The following is a 21,905-nucleotide window of genomic DNA, read 5'->3' as shown; positions in this document are numbered from 1 at the left end:
ACCGCGACCGTAGGAAGCAAGCGTGTGCAGTCCGTTTCCCGACCGTCAGCGCAGCGTGGTTCGCGGTAATGTCCCAGCTGACGACGGCGGTGGCGATGGCGCTTGAGGAGCTGCGGGTCCGGGTGCTCGGCTCGGCCGAGCTGACCGTGGGTGGGCGTCCACTCGCGGAGCTGGCGTCCGTCAAGGCGGCGGCCCTCGTGTACTACCTGGCGGTCACCGGCACCCCGCACTCCCGCTCCGCGCTCGCCGGGCTGCTCTGGAGCGAGCTGCCCGAGCCGACCGCGCGGGCCAACCTGCGGCTGGTGCTCACCAAGCTGCGCCGCGCGCTGCCGGAGCACGTGGTGGCGACCCGGCAGACGGTCGCCCTCGCCGCGGACAAGCCGGTCTGGGTGGACGCCGCCGAGGTCGCCCGGGCCGCCACCGCCGAGCACGACGGCACGAAGCTGGCGGCGGCGGTCCGGCTCTGCCGCGGTGATCTCCTCGACGGGTTCACCGCGCCCGGCGCACCGGTGTTCGACGAGTGGCTGACCGGGCGCCGCGCCGCCGTCCGGGCCGACATGCTCGCGGTGCTGGAGCGCGCGCTGCGCTGCGCCCGCGACCGGCGGGACACCGCCACCGGCGTCGAGGTCGCGCGCCGGATGCTGGAGCTGGACCAGCTCACCGAGGAGGCGCACCGGGCCCTGATGTGGTTCCTGGCCGCCGCGGGCCGGCGCAGCGCCGCCCTGGCCCAGTACGAGACCTGCCGCTATCTGCTCCGCGAGGAGCTCGGTGTGGAGCCCTCGGCGGCCACCTCGGACCTGCGCGACAAGATCGCCGCAGCCGCCGGCTTCACCGAGCTGCCCGGTCCCCCGCCCGTCCCCGAGCTGCCGCGCCCGCTGACGTCGCTGATCGGGCGGACGGGCGAACTGGGCCGGCTGCACGCGCTGCTCAACGACTCCGCGTGCCGGCTGGTCACGCTGGTCGGCCCGGGCGGCATCGGCAAGACCCGGCTGGCGGTGGAGATCGCGACCGCCCGGCGGGAGCACCACCGCGACGGCACGGTGTTCGTGTCCTTCGTGGGCACCGAGGACACCGCCGACGTCGTGGTCAGCGCGCTGGCGCGGGCCCTGGGGACGGCCGGCACCGTGCCCCGCGACCCGCTGGAGGTGCTCACCGAGCATTTGGCCGAGCGCGAGATGCTGCTTGTGCTGGACAACCTCGAGCACCTGAGCGCCGCCGCGGCGACCATCGCCGGCCTGCTGCGCCGAGCGCCGGCGACGCAGGTCCTGGTCACCTCCCGCCGCCGGCTGGCGCTGGGCGCGGAGTGGCTGGTCGAGGTGCCCGGCCTGCCGTGCCCGCCGCCGGGAGCCGGGGCCCGGGCCGCCGGGTACGAGGCGGTGCAGCTCTTCGACGAACGCGCGCGGCTGCTGCGCCCGGGTTACGCCTCCGGTTCCGGCGACGAGGACGTGGCGCGGATCTGCCGGCTGGTGGCCGGCGTACCGCTGGCCATCGAGCTGGCCGCCCGCTGGGTCCGCGGCGCCGCACCGCGGGCCATCGCCGACCGGCTGGCGGCCGGACCGGACCTGCTGGAGACCACGTCCGCCGACGTCGAGCCCCGGCATCGCAGCCTGCGGACGGTCATCGACTGGTCCTGCGAGCTGCTCACCGACGAGGAGCACGCCGTGCTGCGCCGGCTGTCGGTGCTGCGCGGCGGCTTCGACCTGGCTGCGGCCACCGCCGTCGCGGACGCGGGCCTGCCCCTGCTGGCCGCCCTGGTCGACCACTCGCTGGTCACGGTCGGCCCGGACGGCCGGTACAGCATGCACGAGCTGCTCCGGCAGTACGCCGCCGAGCAGCTCGCCGCCGACCCGGCGCAGGAGTCGCGCTCGCGCCGCCGGCACGCCGAGCATTTCGCCGCCCGGCTGAGCGGACCGGCCGAGGCGGGGATCGAGGCGGAGAACCTGCGCGCGGCCACGGACTGGCTGCTCGCGCACGCCGATCCGGTCACCCTGGACGCGCATCTGCTGCGCCTCTGGCGGCTGTACCGGCAAGCGGGCTCGTTCCGCGAGGCGACGACCGTCTTCGGTACGGCGTTGCAGCGCGACGACATCACCCTGGTGCACCGGGCCCGCTGGGAGCGCCTGCTCGGCCAGGCCCACCAGCAGCTCGGCGCGGAGCACGCGGCGCGGCACCACCTGGAGCAGGCACTGGCACTGCTGGGCCGGCCGGCTCCGGTGTCGGCCGCCGCCGGGCTGCGGGTGCTCGCGGGGCAGACGCTGCGCCGGCTCGTGGACGGTGGTCGCCCGCAGCACCGCGACGACCTGCGGGAGATCGATCACGAGCGGGCCGCCGCCGGGTTCACCATCATCGAGGTCTACTGGGTGCTGCAGGAGCGGATGCCGGTCCTGCCGACCTCGCTGCGGGCCCTCGCCGACGCCGAGCGCGCCGGGGACCTCGACCTGGTCCTGCGGTGCCGGGCCGGGCTGGGCATGGTGCTGGGCACGCTCGGCCGGCACCGGCTGGCCCGGCGCCAGCTGGACGCCGTCACCGCGGCCGTCGAGCGGACCGCCGATCCGGTGACCATCTGCTGGGTCGGCATCGTGGGCGGCCTGCACTGGCTCGGGGCCGGCGACTGGACAGCGGTCGAAGCCGTCACCGGCCCGGTCCGCGAACTGGGCCGGCACACCCCCATGCACCGGTGGACCGACGAGACCTTGTTGATCACCTCGGTCGCGCACTACCTGACGGCCCGGTACGAGCAGGCGGCCGCCGTGGCCACCGAGGCGATGACCGCCGGCCGGGACCGCCGGGACCCGGTCGTGCAGAAGTGGGGACTGCTCGTCCTGATCGAGACGGCCCTGCGTACCGACCCGGCGGATCCGGCCCTGCCCGGGTGGCTGGCCGAGGCCGAGCGGCTGCTGCCGGAAGTGCTCGGCGTCGACACCGGCCGGCTGCACGTGGTGCGGGCCCGGCTGGCCCTCATGGCTGGTGACCGGGCGGCGGCCTGGCAGGAGATACGCACGGCGGACCACCTGGTGGGCCCGCAGCCTTCGCTCGAGCAGTACTCGCTGGAGGCGCACGCCGGCCCGGCCGAGGTGTGCCTGGCCCTGCTCGACCCAGCTCCGGCCGCGGCCTCCGCCTCCGCGGAGTTGCGCGCGACGGCTGCGGTCGCCGTGCGCCGGTTGCGCCGCTACGCGAGCCGGTTCCCGATGGCCCGGCCGCGGGCTCTGCTCTGCACCGGCCGGCAGGCCCTGCTCAACGGTCACCACGGCCGCGCGCTGCGGGCGTGGGCGCGGGCGGCGCGGCTGGCCGAGGAGCTGCGGATGCCGTACGAGCTGGCCCGGGCGCACGAGGAGCTGGGACGTCACCTCGCCACGGGCCAGCGCTCGCCGCTGGGCCTCGACCGGGCTGCCCACCTGGCCGCGGCCGCCGCCGGATACCGGGCCGCGGGCTGTCACTCGACGCTCTGACCTGCACGGGAGCAATCCGGGCGCATCACGGCTTAGCCCACGGCGGCCACATCGTTTCTGAGACTATGGACTGATATAGGCCATCAGTCCGGTAACTGGTGGTCCTTCGTCTGGCTGGAGGGACGGCCATGGCAGGTGGGGCGTTGTGGGCACGACGCTGGCTTCGTGGCACCGACACGATGCTGGGGCAGGTCCGCACTCTGTTCCTGGGCATTCTGCTGCTCTGGCCGCTGTTCGGGCTGTGGGGTCTCAGCGGTCACCGGTCCGCGCTGGCCGTTCCGGCCGTCGTGGCCGCACTGGTCGTGGTCGGGTGGCTCTACGCCGGGTACCGCCGGCAGCGGTTCCCGGCCTGGAGCTGGATCTTCGAAGGCGCCTGCGTCGGCCTGGTGGCCGCGGGATCGGACTTCGGCATCACCATCGGCCTGTGCATCGTCTGGGTCAACTTCCGGTCGCTGTACGGCCGCCTGCGGGAGAAGATCCTCGCGGTCCTGGTGATCTGCGCGATGATGGGCTTCGGCTTCGTGCAGTTCGACATCCCGGCCGGCGTGGCGATCCCGCTGTGCTGCACCGCGCTGATCTCTCTCGGCGTCAACCACGTCCTGGCCCGCGGCAGCAGCGCCCGGGACCGTTCGGCCGACCGGGAGGGCACCCTGGCCTCGGCCGGCGGCGGGCTGGTCGCCTCCACCACCCGGGGCGAGGCGATGGACGTGACCCTGGGCGCCGCGCTCAGCATGGACCGGGCCGCGAGCGCCGCGCTCATCTTCACGGTCACCGGACCGGCCCTGCACGTGATCGCCGCGGCCGGGCACGTGGGCAGCGAGGCCTCCGGCTGGGTCACCGAGCTGGCCAAGCTGCCCGAGCAGACCCGGGCGGCCCTGCGGCCGGGCGGCTACGCCATGGTCTGCGACGAGGCCGCCGCCGAGGTCACCGAGGTCCTCCGGCTGCCGCCGCACGCCGTGGTCATGCTGGCGCCGATGGCGGCGCACGGCGACGTCTTCGGCATGCTGGTGCTGGCGCTGGACCGGCGGCCGACCGACGACCTGTCGGCGTCGATGACGACCCTGGCCGACGAGGCGGCGCTCACCCTCGACCAGCTGCTGAGCCGGTCGCGGCTGAGCATCGTGGTCGAGCATTCGGCCGACGCGCTCATCCTGGCCGGCGAGGCGGGCCTGATCCGCTTCGTGAACCCGGCGGCCGAGATGATGCTCGCGTGCCCGAACGAGGAGCTCCTGGGCAGCGACATCTGGTCGCTGGTGCACGAGAACGACGTGGCCGCGCTGCGTGACGTCGCGTCGTCGTTCGAACGGCCGGCGGCCCTGCCCTGCCGGATCCGCGGCCGGGACAGCGCCGAGTGGACCGACGTGGAAGCCCTGGTCGAGTACGTGAGCGAGCACGACGGCTCCCGCAGCATCGTCTTCACCGCCCGCGACGTCTCCGAGCGGCACCGGCTGGAGCTGGAGCTGCGGCACGCGCAGAAGCTGGAGTCGGTCGGCCGGCTCGCCGCGGGTATCGCGCACGAGATCAACACGCCGATCCAGTTCGTCGGGGACAACGTGCGCTTCCTGGAGACCGCGTTCACCGACCTGGACCGGCTGCTCGCCGCGTACCGGGAGCTGGTGGCGACGGCGCAGGCCCAGGGCGACATCGAGGCCGCGCTGCGCGAGCTGGAGACGGTGGCGACCGACGTCGACATCGAATTCGTGATGGAGGAGGTGCCGGTGGCGATCTCGCAGACCCTGGAGGGCATCAACCGGGTGGCCCACATCGTGCGCGCGATGAAGGCCTTCGGCCACCCCGGCACCGAGGAGAAGAGCCGGGCCGACCTCAACGAGGCCATCAAGAACACCATCGTGGTGGCCAACAACGAGATCAAGTACACCGCCGACGTCGAGACCGACCTCGGTGACCTGCCGCTGGTGCACTGCCACCTCGGCGACATCAACCAGGTCGTGCTCAACCTGGTGGTCAACGCCGCCCACGCGATCGGCGCGGCGGACCGCGGCCGGGGCACCATCCGGATCAGCACCCGGCTGGACGACGGGTACGCCGTCATCGAGGTCGCCGACACCGGCACCGGGGTGCCCCCGGAGATCGCGGACAAGCTGTTCGACCCGTTCTTCACCACCAAGGAGGTCGGCACCGGCACGGGTCAGGGACTCGCCCTGGTCCGTACCCTGGTGGCCGACCGGCACGGCGGGACGATCGACTTCACCAGCACGGTCGGGGCGGGCACCGTCTTCACCGTGCGGCTGCCCGTGGCCGGCTTCGACGAGCCGCAGCCGGCCGGCCAGCTCGCGGAGGCATCGCTGTGACCGGGGCGCCCGCCGTGGCCCCGCGGCCGCACATCCTCTTCGTCGACGACGAGCCCCGGATCCTCGGCGGCCTGCGCCGGATGCTGCGGACCCACCGGGACCGCTGGGACATGTCCTTCGCCGAAGGGGCCGAGGCGGCGCTGGCGGCGCTGCGGGACCGGCCGTGCGACGTGATCGTCTCCGACTACCGGATGCCCGGGATGAACGGTGCGCAGCTGCTGGAACGCGTGCGCCTGGAATACCCCGGCACGGCCCGGGTGATCCTCTCCGGCCAGACCAACGAGGACAACCTGCTCAGCATCATGGTGCTGGCCCACGAGTTCCTGACCAAGCCGAGCTCGCCGGAGCAGCTGGTGGCCACGGTCGAGCGGCTGATCGACGTGCGGGCTCCCACCGGTACGGGCGCCCGCCCCGACCGCGCCGACGTGCAGTCGCTGCCGAGCCCGCCGCACACCCTCGTCGAGCTCATCGAGGCTCTCGACTCCGACGACGCGTCGGCGTACTCGATCGGCACCGTCATCGAACGGGACCCCGCCGCCACTGCCAAGGTGCTGCAGCTGGTCAACTCGTCGGCGTACACGGTGGGGCGCAAGATCAGCGACGTCGGCCAGGCCACCGCCCTGCTCGGCGTGCAGACGGTACGCGGCCTGGTGCTCATGCACGACCTGATCCGCACGTTCGACGTCAGCGGCGGGCTGCCGGTGGAGTGGCTGGAGGCGCTGACCCTGCACTCGGTCGAGACGTCGCGGCTGTGCCGGATGTTCGCCGACGGCACCGACTGGGAGAGCAACGCCTTCACCGCGGGCCTGCTGCACGAGGTCGGGCAGCTGGTTCTCGCCTCGATGCGGCCGCGGGAGTTCGCCGGGTCGCTGGAGGCGTGGCGCGCCGCGGATCCGGCCGACGCCACCTTCCTGTGCGTGACGGAGTCGTCGGTCATCGGCTTCTCGCACATCGACGCGGGCGCCGACCTGCTGCGGTTCTGGGGCCTGCCGGATCCGGTGATCGAGGCGGTCGCCGGCCACGCCGTGACGGTGCCGCCGGGCGCGGTCGCCGACGCGTCCACCGCCGTCGCGCTGGCCCACGTGGTGGTCGAGGCGGAGCTGGGACCGGTGTGCGGACCGCTCGGCCCGACGCCGCTGGCCGAGGATCAGCTGGACGAGCGCGACCTCGCGGTGATCACCCGATGGCGACGGGAACGCTCGCGGCGCTGACCCCGGCCTCGTCCAGGATCATCAGGGGCTCGGCGACGCCGTCCTCGAGCGCGGCGAAGTTGCGCAGCCGGGTGATGAGACCGACGGTGACCTCCTGGCCGGCGTTGACCAGCAGGACGTCCGACCGGCTGCGGACGGCGGCGGCCAGCACCATGCCGGCCTGCAGGTCGGCCAGCATCACCCCGCGGATCGTCTCGGCGGCCGCCGCGGCGGTGGACGAGAAGGCCTCCAGCAGGGCGGGATCGTAGAGGTGCGACTGGGTCCGCAGGGTCGCCAGCGCGACCGTCGGTGACATGCCCTGCAGCAGCAGCGCGTCGTGGTCCTGCACCAGCCGCAGCAGCCGGCCGCCGAACGGGATCCGGTCGCCGGCCACGCCGTCCGCCGGTGTGCCCGATCCGTCGAATCCCTTGTGGGAGTAGTGAATGCACTCGGCCACCGGGGCCATCCGGGGAATGGGCGAGATGAGCTGCTCGGCGACGGCGGGCAGCTGATCCACCATCTGCTGCTCGGCCGGGGCCAGCTCGGCGCCGGAGTCCAGTTTGGCGGCCACGGTCGGCGGCAGCGAGACGATGCCCAGCTGCGCCATCTCGACGGCGAGCTCGACGGCCCAGCGGTCCTCGACCGCCACCTGGTCCAGGATCGCGGAGGCCACCCGGCGCATCCGGGCGGCGCGGCCGAACGCGGCCGGGCTGGCCAGTGACAGCACGTCCGACAGGGCCTTGACGCTGCCCTGCAGGGTGCGTTCCAGCAGCTCACGTTCGGACACCACGAGCTTGTGCTGGGTCACGCAGTCGCGCAGGGCGGCCGTCATGGTCTCGGTGTCGACCGGCTTGAGCAGCATCCGGAACACCCGGCCCTGGTTCACGGTGACCGCGGCGTCGGCGAGGCTGGTGTGGCCGGTGAGCAGCATGCGCGTACTGGTGGGGGCCGCCTTCGCCGCCGCGGCCAGGAACTCGGCCCCGTTGATGCCGGGCATCAGGAAGTCGGACACGATCACCGCGAACGGGTCGTCCGGCTTGAGGGCGAACAGGCCGTTCGCGGCGCCGACGGCGGTCTCGACGGTGAAGTCGCGGCGCAGCTGCCGGCGGAGGCCGTCGAGGAGGTTGGGCTCGTCGTCGACCAGCAGGATCCGGGGTCGTTCGACCGGCGTCGTCATGCGGGCTCCCTGCTGGTCTGATCAACCTGGTGCGAATCACCCCAATATATCGATTACGCCACTATTCGGCGGGCGGTTCGGCGTTCACGCGGGTCAGCGAGAGGGTGAAGACCGATCCGCTGTTGAGGGCGGAGACCACCGTGACGTCGCCGCCCATCGCCCGGGCCAGCCGGCGGGCGATGAACAGGCCCAGGCCGGTGCCGCTGGTGCTCATCGTCATCGGGTCCTCGACCCGGTGGAACTTGTCGAAGACCTTCGCGAGCTGGTCGGCGGGGATGCCGCGGCCGTGGTCGCGGACGTCCACGTGCACCCGGGTCCCGTCCAGCCGCATGCCGACCGCCACCTCGGCGTCCTCGGCGGAGTACTTGAGGCCGTTGCCGATCAGGTTGGCCAGCACCTGCAGGGCCCGGCCGTCGTCGCAGTGGGCGAGGACCGGGCCCGGCGGCAGGTCGAGCACGACCCGGGCGGAACCGAGGTCCCGGGCCGCCTGGGTGGCCAGCGCGCACAGGTCGTGGGTGCCCGCCGAGACCTGCAGCGACACGTCGTCGGGGTTGTCGCCGAAGCGCGAGGCGAGCAGCAGGTCCTCCACCAGCCGGGACAGGTGCCCGGCGCGGTCACCGATCAGGTTCAGCGCGTCCAGGCGCTTCTGCGGGGTCATCCGTTCGCCGCGCGACCGCAGCAGGTCGACGTAGCCGATGATCGGCGTCAACGGCGTACGCAGCTCGTGCGAGACCATGGCGATGAAGTCCGACTTGAGCCGCTCGGTGCGGTACTCGCGGGTCAGGTCGCTGATCACCACCACGTCGCGGACCAGCAGCCCGGCGGTGAAGACGGCCGAGTGCGCGAGCCGCAGCCGGCGCTGCTCGCCGTCCCGGCGGCGGGCGGTCAGCTCGGCGACGGCCTTCGGCTGCTCCACCGACACCGGCATGAGCAGCCGGCGTTCTTCCTCCACCGGCACGTCCAGCACCGTGGCGAGCGGCCGGCCGGTCGCCTCGGCGGCGTCGACACCGGTGATGTCGGCCAGCGCCCGGCTCCACACCTGGACCGTGCCGTCGCCGTCGATCACCATGATGCCCTCGGCGGACTGCTCCACGACGGCCTGCAGCTTGCTGGTCTCGTCCACCAGCTGGTCCAGGTGCTCGGCGCCACGCATGGCCACGGCGAGCGCGCTGGCCAGGGAAGCCAGCAGGGTGACATCACCCGTGGTCATCCAGCCCCGGTTGCGGTCGCGGGTGGCGAAGGCGGCCGTACCGAATCGGCGCCCGCCGCCCTGCACCGGCACGACCACCATGCGGCGCAGACCGCCGGGCAGGTCCTCGGCCAGGTGCACCGGGCCGTCGATGCGGCCGAGGGCGGCGAGGTGCCGCGGGATTGGCCCGTGCCGCAGTGTGGTGGGGTCCGTGCCCTCGACCGACAGGGCCGCGTCGTCGTTCTCCAGGACCACGACTGCCAGGTCGGCGCCGAACGCCTCCCGCACCAGCACCAGGAACTGGCGCACCACGTCCTCGCGCTCGGCCAGGGCGTGCGACAGCTGGAGCAGGCACGCGGACCGGGCGTGCTCGTCGGCCTCCCGCGCCGCCGCCCGGTACGCGTAGGTGACGGCCAGGGCGGGCATCGCCATGAACGGCAGCAGCAACGGCGAGTGCAACGCGATCTCGGTGGTGGTCAGCCCGGTCACCATCGTCCCGACGGCCATGTACGCCGACAGCCGCGCCTCCGAGCGCACGATCCGCCACGGCGCGACCTTGTTGAGCACGCCCAGGATCTGCGCCAGGCACAGCAGGTTCACGCCGGTGAAGGCCAGCGTGCCCACCACCACGCCGACCAGGACGCCCAGGGTCATCTCACCGGGCCGGCCACCGAGCAGGTGCACGATCAGGATCAGTACGGCGGTGGCGGCCGTGTAGGTGCCGAGGTTGAAGATCGCCTTGACGACCGGGCGCCGTTGCAGCGCACTGGCCAGCACGAGCCCGGCCCCGGCGGCGATGAGGGCGTCCCGGGGCGGCAGGAGCAGCACGTCGATGATGAGCGCCGCCTCGTAGAGACTGAGTTCCTCGACGGCCTCGCCGTGCCGCAGCCGCACCACGGTCATCTCGGCCAGGCAGCTCAGCACGGTCAGCCCGGGCAGCAGCGCCGCGGCCGGCACGCCGAGCCCGCGCAGCACGCTGCCGTGCCCGGCGAGGCCGAACGCCACGAGGCCGGCGAGGGCGGCGCCCACCAGGACGACGCCCACGACCCGGCGCTGGATCGGATCACGCAGCTGGGCGCGCAGGGCGCCGACCGCCCGGGGCATCCCCGGACGGTCGGCGTCGGCCTGCGCTGAACTCACGAGCTGGGCAGCCAGGCCCAGGCCCGGGCGTTCCAGCGGTCCGCCGCCCAGGCCCGCGCGGCCCAGTCGTCGGCGGCCCAGGCCCGAGCGGCCCACTCCTCGCCGGCCCAGGCCCGTGCGGCCCAGTCGTCGGACGCCCAGGCCCGCGCGGCCCAGGCCCGGGCCGCCCAGGCCCGCGCCACCCACTCGCTGTCGGCCCAGGCCCGGGCCGTGAAGTCCGAGCCGGCCCAGGCCCGGGCGGCCCAGGCCCGCGCGGCCGGGTCGAGCTGCGCCCAGGCGCGGGCGGCCCAGTCGCGGGAGGCCGGGGTCAACTTCTTCCACGCCTGGTCGGCGGCCGGCTTGTCGCCGTCGACCAGGGCCTTGGAGAAGTCGGCCCAGCGCTTGGCGTCGCGCCCCACCGTGGCGGTGTCGGCGTCGTACTGCTGCTGCGCCTGGCCCGCGTTCCAGCGGGGCGCGGCGGCGAGCACGCGGGCGGCGTCCAGGCCGCCGGCGCCGCCACCGGACGCGCGGCTCAGCCCGGCACTCGGGTAGGCGGTGCTCACAAGGAGGTTCTTGATCGCGTCGGGCCGCAGCTTGGGCTGCACGGCCAGGGTGTCCGCGATGACACCGGAGGTGACCGCGGCGGCCATCGAGGTGCCGGAGCCGCGGAAGTAGCCGTCACCGACGCGGGCCTGCGGGTTGCCCGTGTCGACCACGCTGCCCGGCGAGCGCAGGCTGACCACGTGGCCACCGGCCGCCACCAGGTCCGGCTTGGCGTCGCCCTGCCAGGTCGGTCCCCGGCCGGACCAGGCGCCGACCACGTCGTCGCCGCGGCCGGCCGTGCCGGCGGCGTCCAGCCCACCCGTCGTGAGCAGCAGCGGGTCGTTGCCGGGCGAGGTCACCGAGCCGGTGCCGGGGCCGTCGTTGCCCGACGGTACGACCACCATGACGCCCTGGTGCCACAACGACTCGAGGGCCTGGGTCAACGGATCGATCTGGTACGGCAACGGGCTGTTCGAGGACAGCGACAGGTTGACCACCTGCACGTCGCGGCGGTGGTCACTGATCCACTGCAGGCCGCGCAGCACCGTGGTCAGGTCGGTACGCCCGTCCGCGTCGGCCACCTTGACGTCGATGAGCTTCGCCCCGGGCGCCACGCCCCGGTACCGGCCGTCCGACGCCTTGCCGGTGGCGGCGATCAGGCCGGCCATGAACGTGCCGTGGCCGTACCCGTCGCCGGCGCCGGTGCCGGTCAGGTCGACCCGGCCGGCCAGCTGGCCGGCGAGGTCGGGGACGTCGGCGATGCCGGTGTCGACCACGGCCACCGTGACGCCGCGGCCCTCGGCGCCGCCGGCGGGCAGGCCGACCATCTGGCGGACGGTCGCCGTACCCGTCGTCCCGGCCGGGGTCTCCGCCTCGGCGACGGTGAACTCCCGCTGGGGGGCCACGGACCAGGCCGGGTCGAGGGTGCTGCCCTGCGGCAGTTGCGCCGCGACGCCGCGGACGACGGGCAGCGAGGTGACGACCCGGCCACCGGCCGCCCGGACCGCGCGGGCCGCACCCTCGGCGTCCGTGCCGGTGACGACGACGTCGTGCCACTGCGCGGCGGTGGCCCGCGCGGCGGACGGAGCCGGGAGGCCGACGACCGCGAGGGCGGCGGCGACGATTGCCGCGACGCGTCGGCGGTTGGTGGCGGCGGCGCCGGCCGGTCCCGCCAGGCTGGTGATTTTCACGGCCTGCGCACTCCTTCTCACTCTGAGTAACTATATGACGCCGTCAGCAGCGAAAGCCGCCTCCGTCCGTGGCGTGAACATCGACCACGCCGGCGTCATCTTGAGCAAGACGTCTCAGGAATCGGCGGCACCCACCTGCCCCGCCAGCACGCCGTCGACCAGGTCGAGCACCGCGTCCGCCGTGAACGGCTTGGCCAGGTAGTAGTCGACGCCGCAGGCCCAGGCCCGGGCATTGGCGTCGGACTCGGCGGCTGCGGTCAGCATGAGCACGGGCACCGGCTCGCCGGGCTGGTCACGGATGGTGCTGAGCACCCCGAAACCGTCCAGGCCCGGCATCATCACGTCCAGGATCACGAAGTCGGGCGCGGCCGCCTGCACCTCCCGGACCGCGGCGAGCCCGTCCACGGCGATGCTCACCTCGTACCCGTCCATCTCGAGGACGTCGGTGAGCAGTTGCCGGATCGCCGGGTCGTCGTCGACCACCAGGATGCGTGCCATGGGTTCCTTCTTCCCGCCTCAGTGCCTGCCGTGGCTGTGCCAGAGCCCGGCCTGACGCGACGCCTCGTCGGCGGCACGGCGCCAGTCCACGTCCTGGGCCTTCAACTGGGGGTGGGACAGCAGCTGAGCCAGCTCCTCCTCGTGCCGGCCGGCGGCCGGGCAGGCGGACTCGGTGCCCTGGATCAGCAGGTGGGCCGCCCGCACCGCCGCGGCCACGCCCAGCCCGGAGAGGTCCGGCGTCTGCTCGGCGTCGCGCTGGGCGACGGCGGCGACGATCGGCGGCGGCAGCCCCCACAGATGCAGCAGCTCCACACCGACGTCACGGAACGGGACCCCGTCACGGGTCTCCGCGTCCAGATCGACCGCGGACCCCTCCTTGTCCCCCACCGCGGCCAGGCAGACCAGCCGCCCGACGTCCTGCAGCAGCGCCGCGGCCTGCGCGTGCGGCCGGTTGGCCGGGGAGGCCACGAAGTCCACCAGGCAGGCGGTGGCCACCGCGTGCCGCCAGGCGGTGCGCAGATGCTGCTCGATCGCCGGGTCCCAGGCCGAGGTCGGGCGCAGCACGTGTCCCGCGCCGGCCACCGCCTGCACCATCGGCACGCCCATCGCGTTGACGATCGACTCGACCGAGGAGTTGCGCGGGCGCGAGCCGAAGAACCGCGAGTTCGACAGCTGGAGCAGCTTGGCGGTCAGCCCGACGTCGTGCATGGCCATCTGCACCGCGTACGACAGGTTGGCGTCCGGGGCGAGCAGGCCGATGATCCCGTCGGTGTGCTCGGGCAGGGTGGGGATGGCCCGGACCCCGCCGGCGATCCGCCGCGCCTCGTCCTGATGGGCGCTGGAGGTCCGGATCAACAGCTGCTCGATGACGGCGATGAGGCTCTCGGCGTCGGACGGCTTGGTGAGGAAGCGGTGCCCGGCCACGGCCACCTGGATCGCCGCCTCCGGCTCGATGTGCCCGGACAGCACCACCCGGGCCACCTCGGGGTGCCGCCGGCTGACGTTGGTGAGCAGCTCGGCGCCGTCCATCCCCGGCATCCGCATGTCCGAGACCACCACGTCGTACGGCTGCTGGGCGAGCAGCTCCAGAGCCTCGGCGCCGTCGGAGACGAACGCCATCTCCCACTCGCCCCGCTTGCCCCGCAGCGAGCGGCGCAGCCCGTCGAGGATGCGCGGTTCGTCGTCGACGAACAGGGCCCGGGCCTTGCTCATGCGGATGCGTCCGGCTTGCCGGCGATGGGCAGGCGCAGGATGAACTCCGTCCCCTCACCCACCACGGACCGCACCTCGATGCTGCCGCCGTGCTTCTCCAGCACCGCCCGGGCCAGCGCCAGGCCCTGCCCGGTGCCCTTGCCGACCTCCTTGGTGGTGAAGAACGGCTCGAAGATCGACTGCTGGATGTCCGCCGGGATGCCGGTGCCGTTGTCGGCGAAGGTCAGCACCGCGGTGGGGCCGTCCGTGCGGGAGCTGATCCGGATCTCACCCCGCTCGGCCTTGTCCTTGAGCGCGTCGGCCGCGTTGACCAGCAGGTTGAGGAAGACCTGGTTGAGGTCGCCCAGGTGGCACAGCACGTCGGGCAGCTCACCGAGGTCCAGGACCACGTCGGCGACGTACTTGACCTCGTTGCGGGCCACCGTGAGGGTGGTCCGGACGGCCTCGTTGAGGTCGGCGTACGACTGCTCGGTGGAGTCCTTGTAGCTGAACGACTTCATCGCCCGGACCAGCGAGGCCACCCGCTCGACGCCTTCGAGGCTCTGGCTGACCGCGGCCGGGATCTCGGCGGAGAGGTATTCGAGGTCGGCCTTGGCCTCAGCCTGCTGGGCGCGCTCGGTGCGCTCGCTCCACTGCAGCTCCCCCAGCGCGGGCGCCATGCACTCCCGGTAGACCAGCAGCAGGTCGAGCATGTCCTGGTACGCGTCGGCCAGGAACCGGGTGTTGTCCCCGACGAACTGGATCGGCGTGTTGATCTCGTGGGCCAGCCCGGCCGAGAGCCGGCCCAGGGACTCCAGCTTCTGGTCGTGCCGCGCCTCGAGCTCGGCGCGCCGTACCTCGGTCATGTCCCGGAAGGTGACCACCGCGCCCGGCTGGCCACCGCCGGTCTCCAGCGGCGCGACCGAGCAGGCGACGCCGAACGTGGTGCCGTCGCGGCGCACGAAGGTCTCGTCGACGGTCTGCACGGACTGCCCGGCTGTGCGGATGTGGCGCAGCGGGCATTCGCTCTCCGGCTGCGGCGTGCCGTGCCACGGCACCGCGTGCACCGTGGCGTGCACGGAGAGGCCGAGCAGATCCTTCTCCGCCCAGCCGAGCATCTCCGAGGCGGCCCGGTTCATCGAGGTCAGCTTGCCGTCACCGTCGACCGTGTAGAGCCCCTCGGCCATGTCGTCCATGATCACCGAGCGGAATGCCTGGGCCTGCTCGCGTTCGGTGACGTCGACCAGCACCAGGCCGACGCCCATCATCCGGTCCTCGACCCGCACCGGGTAACAGCCGGCGAGCCAGGAACGGGGACCGTCGTCCTCGGCCGGCGACGGGGCCGTGACCACCGTGCCGACGATCGCCGTCTCGGTCTGCCAGGCGCGGTGGTAGTTCGCCTCGATCTGCGGCCACACGCCCGGCAGCACCTCGTGGACCGGCCGCCCGAGCTGCTCGGCGCGCGGGACACTGCCCATGGCGGCCAGCGTCTCGTTGACGCGGACCAGCCGGGAGCCGCTGTCCACGAAGCCGAAACCGGCCGGCGCGGCCGCCTCCAGGGCCTCCAGCAGGGAGAGCGTCTCGGTGACGCAGCGCCGGGTGCCGGTGAGCTCCTCGCGCAGCGCCGCCCGCTCCTCGACATCCGTGCCGGTCGCGATCCACGAGCCGGGCCGCGCGTCCACGGGAGTGAACCGCACGCTGTGCCGGCCGAACGAGCCGTCCGCCCGCTTGAGCCGGCACTCCAGCTCGTACGGCGTCGCGTCTGCCACCCGCGCGGCGGACTCCACGGCCGCGAGGTCCTCCGGATGCACCAGGGAGCTCCACGGCTCGCCCGGGTCCCCGGGGCCACGGTTGGCGTACTCGATCTCGCCCGCGTCAGTGAGCACCCAGACGGCGTGCGGCAGCGCAGCGGCGAGCACGGCGGCGTCGATCCCGGGCGGCAGCGAACCGGCCGGGGGCGCGGCCACCTGTGACGCTCGACGTCCAGACACGTTTTGCCCTTCTCAGCGACCGGGGCGGTGTACACCCTCCTTGCTGCCCATCGGCCACCCGTGTCCGGATCTGAGCGTCACGCCCCCGCCGATGTCAGACGGCCCGGCTGAGCCACTGCTGGTTGGCGCCCGTGCCGCAGGCGTACTGGATGAGCCGTACGCCGTCCGCCGTCCCGCCGCTGATGACGTCGAGGCACCGGCCGCTGTGCCGGGCCACAAGCCGGTAGTAGCCGCCGCCGGCGTCCTGCACCTGCCACTGCTGGTTGGTGCCCGCCCCGCAGGTGTACTGCACGACCCGGGCGTTGTCGGCGGTCGACGCGTCGGCCACGTCCAGGCACTTGCCGCTGTGCCGGGCCTCCAGCTGCACGTAGCCGTTGCCCAGGTCGCGGCGGTGCCACTGCTGGTTCAGACCGGTGCCGCAGGTGTACTGGATCGCCTCGGCGAGATCAGCGGTCGAGCCGCCGACCACGTCCACGCACTTGCCGGAGTGCCGCGCGACCACGGTGCTCCAGGAGCCCGCCGGCCCGGCGACCGTGCCGGCGGCGGTGTCGATGACCAGCGACGGGAAGTAGTCCAGGGCCAGCGTGGTGGCGCTCGGGAAGCGCAGCGGCGCCCAGACGTAACGGGAGTCGTTCACCGTGCCGCCCAGCGAGTTGCCCCAGCGGTCGCCCAGGTACAGGTACGCGGTCCCGGCGGTGCCCGCGACCGGCAGGACGTACGCGGTCTGCGAGCCGTACGCCGTCGCGTCGCCCGTATTGCTCCAGGCGCTCCACGGGCCGGTGATGCTGGTGGCCGACGAGTACTTCTGCTGGTTGGGGTTCCAGCCGGTGGCCCCGGAGGTGAGCATGAAGTAGACGCCGTTGCGCTTGAACAGCGCCGGCGCCTCGCGGACGTCGCCGGGCCAGCTGCGGACCAGCGCGGCGACGCCGGTGTAGTCGCTGGTCAGCCGGTAGACGTTGAGGTCGCGGTTCTCGTTGGCCGAGGACACCATGTAGCCGGTGCCGTCGTCGTCGACGAACGTGGTGATGTCCCGCGACATGTGGGTGCCCAGCGGCCGGAAGCTGCCCCGGTACGTGTAGGCGCCGTCCACAGTGCTGGACACGGCGACCGCGGCCCGCGCCTGGGCGTAGTCGGTCGCGGTCTCCTTGTGCATCCACATGACGAACTGCCGGGTGCTCGCGTTGTACATCACCTTGGGCCGCTCGATGTTGGCGCTGGCCAGCTCGGCGGCCGACGACTGGGTGAGTACGTGGTTGCGGAACTCCCAGGTCTTCAGGTCCGTCGACCGGTACGCCGAGACGTACCGGAAGGTGTTGTCGGCGTTGCGGTTCTCGCCGAACCAGTAGAAGTACGCACCCACCTTGAGTACGCCGCCGCCGTGCGCGTGCACCACAGCCCCGGAGGTGTCGGTGAACTGGGTCCCGTTGGCCACCGTCACCGGCGCCGCGAGCACCGGCGCCCCGGTGAGGGCGAGGACTGTGGCGGTCCCGGCAAGAACGGCGAGGAGGGCCCGCGCGCAGCGTCCGAGCGGCATCACGACCTGCTTCCCAATCGGTGACGGTCGATGTGACCGTTAACACAGATTGCCCGCAGGTTTCCGTCGTGTCAACAACGCCGGGCCGGTCAGCGGCGCACGCCCACGGCGACCAGAACGGCCCGGGCCGCGTCGGCTGCCGGGTGCAGGATCGATGAGTGCACCCACCGCCCGGCGGCGGCGACGGCACGCCACACCGGCACGACGGTCCACCGCCAGCACCAGGCAATCGCCAGTCCGGCCGGTCGCAGCACCCACCGGTAGAACTGCCGCAGCAGCCAGCCGGCACCGCGCCACCCGGCGGCCAGCACCGCGGCGATACCCCGGCCTGTCGCGGCGAGCACCCACCACACTCCACGCCACACCGGCGCGGTCACCGCCCACAGCCAAACAAGGGGCACGACCAGCAGGTAGTGCAGCACCAGCGCGAAGGGCCGCAGCAACTGCCGCCGGTGCCGCCACAGCCACTGCGCCGGCACGACGATCAACCACCGCGCCAACCATCCCAGCGCCGGCCGCAATGCCCGCTGCCACAGCCAGGCCGCCGGCACGGCCACCAGGTAACGCCACAGGAAGCCGACCGGCACCACGACCAGGTAGCGCCACAGGAAGGCGGCCGGGACCGCCACCGCGTAGTGCCACAGCCAGGCCAGGGGCCGGCCGACGTAGCGGGCCAGGAACCGGCCGATCAGCCGGGACAGCTCCCACAGCAGCCGGAACGGCAGGACGAAGACCACGGCGAGGACCCGGATCGGCCAGTGGATCCAGGCGGGAGGCGGCTGCTCGGACATGGCCGCCCACGGTAGCCGACCTGCGCGAACGCGGTCCTAGCGGCCGGCCACCCGCTTGGCGATCCGGTACGCCAGCACCCCGCCCAGCAACCACGGCGCGCCGACGATGATCGGGTCGATCCACTGGTGCTTGACGTCGGTGCGCTTGCGGCCGAACCGCGAGGCGATGCCGTGGTGGCTGAACTCGCTGAGCACCCCGGTCTCCGTGATCGGATTGTCCGGGTGCAGGCTCGCGAACGAGCGCAGCGTGCTCTCCACGGTGTCCACCCGATCGGCGGCCAGCAGGAGCAGCCAGTGCGCGGCCCGGCCCTCGCTGTACTCCTTGTAGGCGTACCGGCGGATCACTCCGGACAGGCCCTTGGGCGGGCAGGACGTGCCGAAGACCGGGGTGAGGAACTTGTGCTCGATCGAGCGTTCCCGGGGGAACTTCTCCGGCTGGCGTTCCGGGAACTCCCAGTGCGCGCCGCTGAAGGTCGGATCGAACTGCTCCCGCGGCACCGAAGGCCGGTCCTTGGGGTCCAGGTCCACCCCCCAGCCGGGGATGCGGGCGCGCAGCTGGTCGCTCGACTCGGCCAGCTTCGGCTTCTCCGGTGTGTAAGCCATGACAAACCTCCGGTCGGGTCAGGCGGCGTTCGGGACGATGATCGGCTTGATGCAGTTGTCGAGCTTCGCCGAGAAGATGTGGTAGCCCTCGGCGATGTGCTCCAGCGGGATCCGGTGCGTGACGATCTCGCTGGGCTTGAGATAGCCGTTCTTCACGTGCTCGAACAGCCGGGGCCACTGCCGCTTCACCGGGCACTGGTTCATCCGCAGGGTGAGGCCCTTGTTCATGGCGTCACCGAACTTGACCGCGCTGAACATCGGCCCGTACGCCCCCATCACCGAGATCGTCCCGCCCTTGCGCACCGAGTCGATGGCCCAGTTCAGCGCGATCGGTGACCCGCCCTGCAGCTTGAACTTGGTGGTCGTCACGTGCTGCAGGAAGTTGCCGTCCGCCTCCGCGCCCACGGCGTCGATCGCCACGTCGGCGCCCAGGTGGTCGGTGATCTTCTTCATGTGCACGACGATGTCGTCGTACTCGGTGAAGTTGTACGTCTCGGCGTGGGCGAAGGTCCGCGCCTTCTCCAGCCGGTACTCCAGGTGGTCGATGACGATCACCCGGCCGGCGCCCATCAGCCACGCCGACTTGGCCGCGATCAGCCCCACCGGTCCGGCCCCGAAGACCACCACCACGTCGCCCTCGACGATGTCGCCCAGCTGGGCGCCGAAGTAGCCGGTGGCGGTGGCGTCGGTCAGCAGCACCGCGTCGTCCTCGTCCATCCAGTCCGGGATGATCGTGGGCCCGACGTCGGCGAAGGGCACGCGGACGAACTCGGACTGGCCGCCGTCGTAGCCGCCGGTGGTGTGCGAGTAGCCGTAGATCCCGCCGACCGCCGTGGCGTTGGGGTTCACGTTGTGACAGTTGGAATAGAGACCGCGGGCGCAGAAGAAACACGTACCGCAGAAGATGTTGAAGGGGACCATGACCCGGTCGCCGGGCTTGAGGTTGCGCACCGACGGACCCACCTCGTCGACGACGCCGATGAACTCGTGCCCGAAGGTCGAACCGACCCGGGTGTCGGGCATCATCCCGTGATAGAGGTGCAGGTCGGAGCCGCAGATCGCGGCCCGGGTGACCCGCACGATCGCATCGTTGGGATGCTCGATCACCGGGCGGTCCTTCTCCTCGACCCGGACCCGGTACGGACCGCGGTAGACCATTGCTCGCATCTTGTACCTCCCGTGCCCCGGCGCGCGGATGCGCCGCGCCCAGCCGATTTGTCGGTGCACCAGGGCCTCGGCTACCCGGAGCAGATCCGGGTAAACGCTCCGGCGACGGCCGTGCGCCGGTCGGCCATGATGACCGGATGCGAGTCTCGGTCGGTGATGTGACGCTGTTCTTCGATGTCGAGGGCTGCGCCGTGGTGCCCGAGGGCGACACCATGCGCGAGCGCCCCACCCTGGTGCTGCTGCACGGCGGCCCGGGCGCCGACCACAGCCTGTTCAAACCGGAGTTCACCGAGCTCGCCGACATCGCCCAGCTCGTCTACCTGGATCAGCGGGGCTCCGGCCGCTCGGATCTCGGCACGCCGGCCACCTGGACGTGGACGCAGTGGGCGGACGACGTCGCGGCGTTCTGCGCCGCCCTGGCCATCCCCCGAGTCGTCCTCGTCGGCACCTCCAGCGGCGGCCTGGTCGCCCTGCACTGCGCCGCCCGCCGTCCCGGCCTGGTCGCCGGGCTGGTCCTGGACAGCCCGCTGGGCGTACCCACCTCGCTCGAGGAGACCCTCGAGGTGTTCGACCGTCGCGGCGGACCGGTCGCCCGTGCGGCGGCGCAGCGTTACCTCACCGGCGACACCAGCGACGAGGCCACGGATGCCTGGCGCGAGCACGGCCTGCCGCTCTACGGCAGCGCCGCCGCCTCCGCCGACCTGGTGCAACGGCGCGCCCGGGCCCGCATGAACGAAGACGTGTTGACACACTTCCGCCGGGGCGGCTGCGGACCGGCGGATCCGGCCGAGCAGTTGCCGTCTGTCACCTGCCCCACCCTGATCCTGGCCGGCGAGGACGACCCGGTCTCACCGGCCGCCGCCGCTCAGCGGCTGGCCCGTTCGCTCACCCGGGCGACGGTCACCGTCGAGATCATCACCGGAGTCGGGCACGGAACCTTCCGCCAGGCCCCCGAGCGGGCCTTCGCGCACGTCCGCCGGTTCCTGGCTGACCTCGGCTGAGCCGCCCTCTCAGCCGCGGGCGAGGGCGAGGATCGTGTCCATGGCCTTGCGGCGCTCCGCGCCCGTGCCGAGCAGGCCGTCCGGCACGATCAGCTCGTCCAGGCCGAGCTCGCGGTAGCCGGCGATGTCACGGGACAGCTGCTCGGTCGAACCGCCGATGACCGGCATGGACAGCCCCTCGGGCACGGGCCCGTCGACCACCGTCAGCGCCTGCGCGGTGCGCGCGATGGATTTCGGGTCGCGTCCCTGCTCGGCGCAGAAGCGGTCGAGCACCGCCGACTTGTGCGTGATCAGGTCCGGGCGGCCCCACGCGTTCCAGGCGTCGGCGTAGCGGGCCACGATGCCGAGCATCCGCCGCTCGCCGCTGCCGCCGATGAGGATCGGCAGCGGGTCCTGGACCGGCTTGGGCTCGCAGACGGCGTCCTGGAGCTGGTAGTACTCGCCGTCGATGGTGGTCGTGGGCTGCCGCAGCAGGCCGTGCAGGACCTCCAGCGCCTCCACGAAACGGTCCAGGCGCTGCTTGACCGGCGGGAGCTCGATGCCGTACTGCTCGTGCTCGTTGATCTGCCAGCCGGCGCCGACGCCCAGGGTGAACCGGCCGTCGGTGATCCGGTCGACGGTGGCCGCCATGTTGGCCAGCACGGCCGGGTGCCGGTAGGTGTTGCCGTAGACCAGCGTGCCGATCCGCACCCGGGGCACGACCGCGCCGAGCGCGGCCACCAGGGAACCGCACTCCAGGACGGGGGCGTCGGCCGGCCGGCCGGTGCCGGCGTTGGGCATGAAGTGGTCGGCGATGTGGACGCCGTCCCAGCCGGTGTCGGCCGCGTGCCGGGCCACCTCGAGGACCTCACCGTAGGGCTGCCCGGCGCCGGGCCAGATCGAAAGTCGCATACCGGCACCCTGCCACGGCGTCCGGCGCGGGCCCCGGACCGGGTCGCTGATCGGGCGGGCCGAAGCGGT

At 72.9% G+C, this 21,905-nt stretch carries 15 protein-coding genes; 4 read left to right on the top strand and 11 right to left on the bottom strand.

What is annotated here, in order from left to right:
- Positions 1-68: 68 nt before the first annotated feature.
- The 3 genes from ACQP2Y_RS19950 (at position 69) to ACQP2Y_RS19940 (ending at position 6,972) form a co-directional block, all read left to right on the top strand.
- Positions 69-3,449, top strand: a complete 3,381-nt coding sequence (locus ACQP2Y_RS19950) for an ATP-binding protein (RefSeq protein ID WP_433730394.1) — start codon at positions 69-71, stop codon at positions 3,447-3,449.
- Positions 3,450-3,592: 143 nt separating this feature from the next.
- Positions 3,593-5,761: a two-component system sensor histidine kinase NtrB gene (locus ACQP2Y_RS19945; protein ID WP_433730392.1), complete on the top strand. Its 2,169-nt coding sequence runs from the start codon at positions 3,593-3,595 to the stop codon at positions 5,759-5,761.
- Positions 5,758-6,972 carry an HDOD domain-containing protein gene (locus ACQP2Y_RS19940; protein WP_433730390.1) on the top strand — a complete coding sequence of 405 codons (1,215 nt, stop codon included), beginning with the start codon at positions 5,758-5,760 and terminating at the stop codon, positions 6,970-6,972. Before ACQP2Y_RS19945 ends, ACQP2Y_RS19940 begins: the two co-directional genes overlap by 4 nt.
- On the opposite strand, the gene ACQP2Y_RS19935 is transcribed toward ACQP2Y_RS19940, so the two are convergent.
- The 10 genes from ACQP2Y_RS19935 to ACQP2Y_RS19890 form a co-directional block, all read right to left on the bottom strand.
- A complete protein-coding gene (locus ACQP2Y_RS19935; RefSeq protein ID WP_433730388.1) occupies positions 6,938-8,128 on the bottom strand; it encodes an HD domain-containing phosphohydrolase in 1,191 nt (396 codons plus the stop codon). The genes ACQP2Y_RS19940 and ACQP2Y_RS19935 overlap by 35 nt on opposite strands.
- A gap of 61 nt (positions 8,129-8,189) precedes the next feature.
- A complete protein-coding gene (locus tag ACQP2Y_RS19930; protein WP_433730386.1) occupies positions 8,190-10,457 on the bottom strand; it encodes a sensor histidine kinase in 2,268 nt (755 codons plus the stop codon).
- The gene (locus ACQP2Y_RS19925) at positions 10,454-12,169 is read right to left on the bottom strand and encodes a S8 family peptidase (RefSeq protein ID WP_433730384.1); all 1,716 of its coding nucleotides are present in this window, start codon (positions 12,167-12,169) and stop codon (positions 10,454-10,456) included. Before ACQP2Y_RS19925 ends, ACQP2Y_RS19930 begins: the two co-directional genes overlap by 4 nt.
- Positions 12,170-12,283: 114 nt before the next feature.
- Positions 12,284-12,667 (bottom strand): response regulator transcription factor, encoded by a 384-nt coding sequence (locus ACQP2Y_RS19920; protein WP_433730382.1) that lies wholly within the window; start codon positions 12,665-12,667, stop codon positions 12,284-12,286.
- Positions 12,668-12,685: 18 nt separating this feature from the next.
- Positions 12,686-13,879 carry a response regulator gene (locus tag ACQP2Y_RS19915; RefSeq protein ID WP_433730380.1) on the bottom strand — a complete coding sequence of 398 codons (1,194 nt, stop codon included), beginning with the start codon at positions 13,877-13,879 and terminating at the stop codon, positions 12,686-12,688.
- A complete protein-coding gene (locus ACQP2Y_RS19910) occupies positions 13,876-15,849 on the bottom strand; it encodes a PAS domain-containing sensor histidine kinase (RefSeq protein ID WP_433730378.1) in 1,974 nt (657 codons plus the stop codon). The genes ACQP2Y_RS19915 and ACQP2Y_RS19910 overlap by 4 nt, the downstream gene beginning before the upstream one ends.
- A gap of 94 nt (positions 15,850-15,943) precedes the next feature.
- Complete coding sequence (locus tag ACQP2Y_RS19905) at positions 15,944-17,383, bottom strand: RICIN domain-containing protein (RefSeq protein ID WP_433730376.1); 1,440 nt, start codon at positions 17,381-17,383, stop codon at positions 15,944-15,946.
- Positions 17,384-17,472: 89 nt separating this feature from the next.
- A complete protein-coding gene (locus ACQP2Y_RS19900) occupies positions 17,473-18,174 on the bottom strand; it encodes a hypothetical protein (RefSeq protein WP_433730374.1) in 702 nt (233 codons plus the stop codon).
- A 36-nt stretch (positions 18,175-18,210) separates the two neighbouring features.
- Positions 18,211-18,777 carry a hypothetical protein gene (locus tag ACQP2Y_RS19895; protein WP_433730372.1) on the bottom strand — a complete coding sequence of 189 codons (567 nt, stop codon included), beginning with the start codon at positions 18,775-18,777 and terminating at the stop codon, positions 18,211-18,213.
- Between the two features lie 18 nt (positions 18,778-18,795).
- Complete coding sequence (locus ACQP2Y_RS19890) at positions 18,796-19,935, bottom strand: zinc-dependent alcohol dehydrogenase (RefSeq protein ID WP_433730370.1); 1,140 nt, start codon at positions 19,933-19,935, stop codon at positions 18,796-18,798.
- 146 nt (positions 19,936-20,081) lie between these two features.
- On the opposite strand from ACQP2Y_RS19890, the gene ACQP2Y_RS19885 reads away from it, so the two are divergent.
- Positions 20,082-20,945, top strand: coding sequence for an alpha/beta fold hydrolase (locus tag ACQP2Y_RS19885; RefSeq protein WP_433730368.1), 864 nt, complete (start codon positions 20,082-20,084; stop codon positions 20,943-20,945).
- Between the two features lie 9 nt (positions 20,946-20,954).
- Here the strand turns inward: ACQP2Y_RS19885 and ACQP2Y_RS19880 are convergent, their stop codons facing one another.
- Entirely contained in the window at positions 20,955-21,836 is an 882-nt protein-coding gene (locus tag ACQP2Y_RS19880; RefSeq protein ID WP_433730366.1) for a TIGR03560 family F420-dependent LLM class oxidoreductase, read from the bottom strand.
- Positions 21,837-21,905: the final 69 nt, after the last annotated feature.

The organism is Actinoplanes sp. CA-051413, assembly GCF_050955795.1.
GTDB lineage: Bacteria > Actinomycetota > Actinomycetes > Mycobacteriales > Micromonosporaceae > Actinoplanes.
Note: the sequence above shows the minus strand (reverse complement) of the source record. Positions and strands in the feature narration are given on the sequence as shown.

Coding starts and splice junctions, on each gene's coding strand:
- ACQP2Y_RS19920 (WP_433730382.1), bottom strand. CDS start 12,667: ATGGCACGCATCCTGGTGGTCGACGACGACCCGGCGATCCGGCAACTG.
- ACQP2Y_RS19905 (WP_433730376.1), bottom strand. CDS start 17,383: ATGCCGCTCGGACGCTGCGCGCGGGCCCTCCTCGCCGTTCTTGCCGGG.
- ACQP2Y_RS19885 (WP_433730368.1), top strand. CDS start 20,082: ATGCGAGTCTCGGTCGGTGATGTGACGCTGTTCTTCGATGTCGAGGGC.
- ACQP2Y_RS19900 (WP_433730374.1), bottom strand. CDS start 18,174: ATGTCCGAGCAGCCGCCTCCCGCCTGGATCCACTGGCCGATCCGGGTC.
- ACQP2Y_RS19880 (WP_433730366.1), bottom strand. CDS start 21,836: ATGCGACTTTCGATCTGGCCCGGCGCCGGGCAGCCCTACGGTGAGGTC.
- ACQP2Y_RS19915 (WP_433730380.1), bottom strand. CDS start 13,879: ATGAGCAAGGCCCGGGCCCTGTTCGTCGACGACGAACCGCGCATCCTC.
- ACQP2Y_RS19935 (WP_433730388.1), bottom strand. CDS start 8,128: ATGACGACGCCGGTCGAACGACCCCGGATCCTGCTGGTCGACGACGAG.
- ACQP2Y_RS19895 (WP_433730372.1), bottom strand. CDS start 18,777: ATGGCTTACACACCGGAGAAGCCGAAGCTGGCCGAGTCGAGCGACCAG.
- ACQP2Y_RS19950 (WP_433730394.1), top strand. CDS start 69: ATGTCCCAGCTGACGACGGCGGTGGCGATGGCGCTTGAGGAGCTGCGG.
- ACQP2Y_RS19890 (WP_433730370.1), bottom strand. CDS start 19,935: ATGGTCTACCGCGGTCCGTACCGGGTCCGGGTCGAGGAGAAGGACCGC.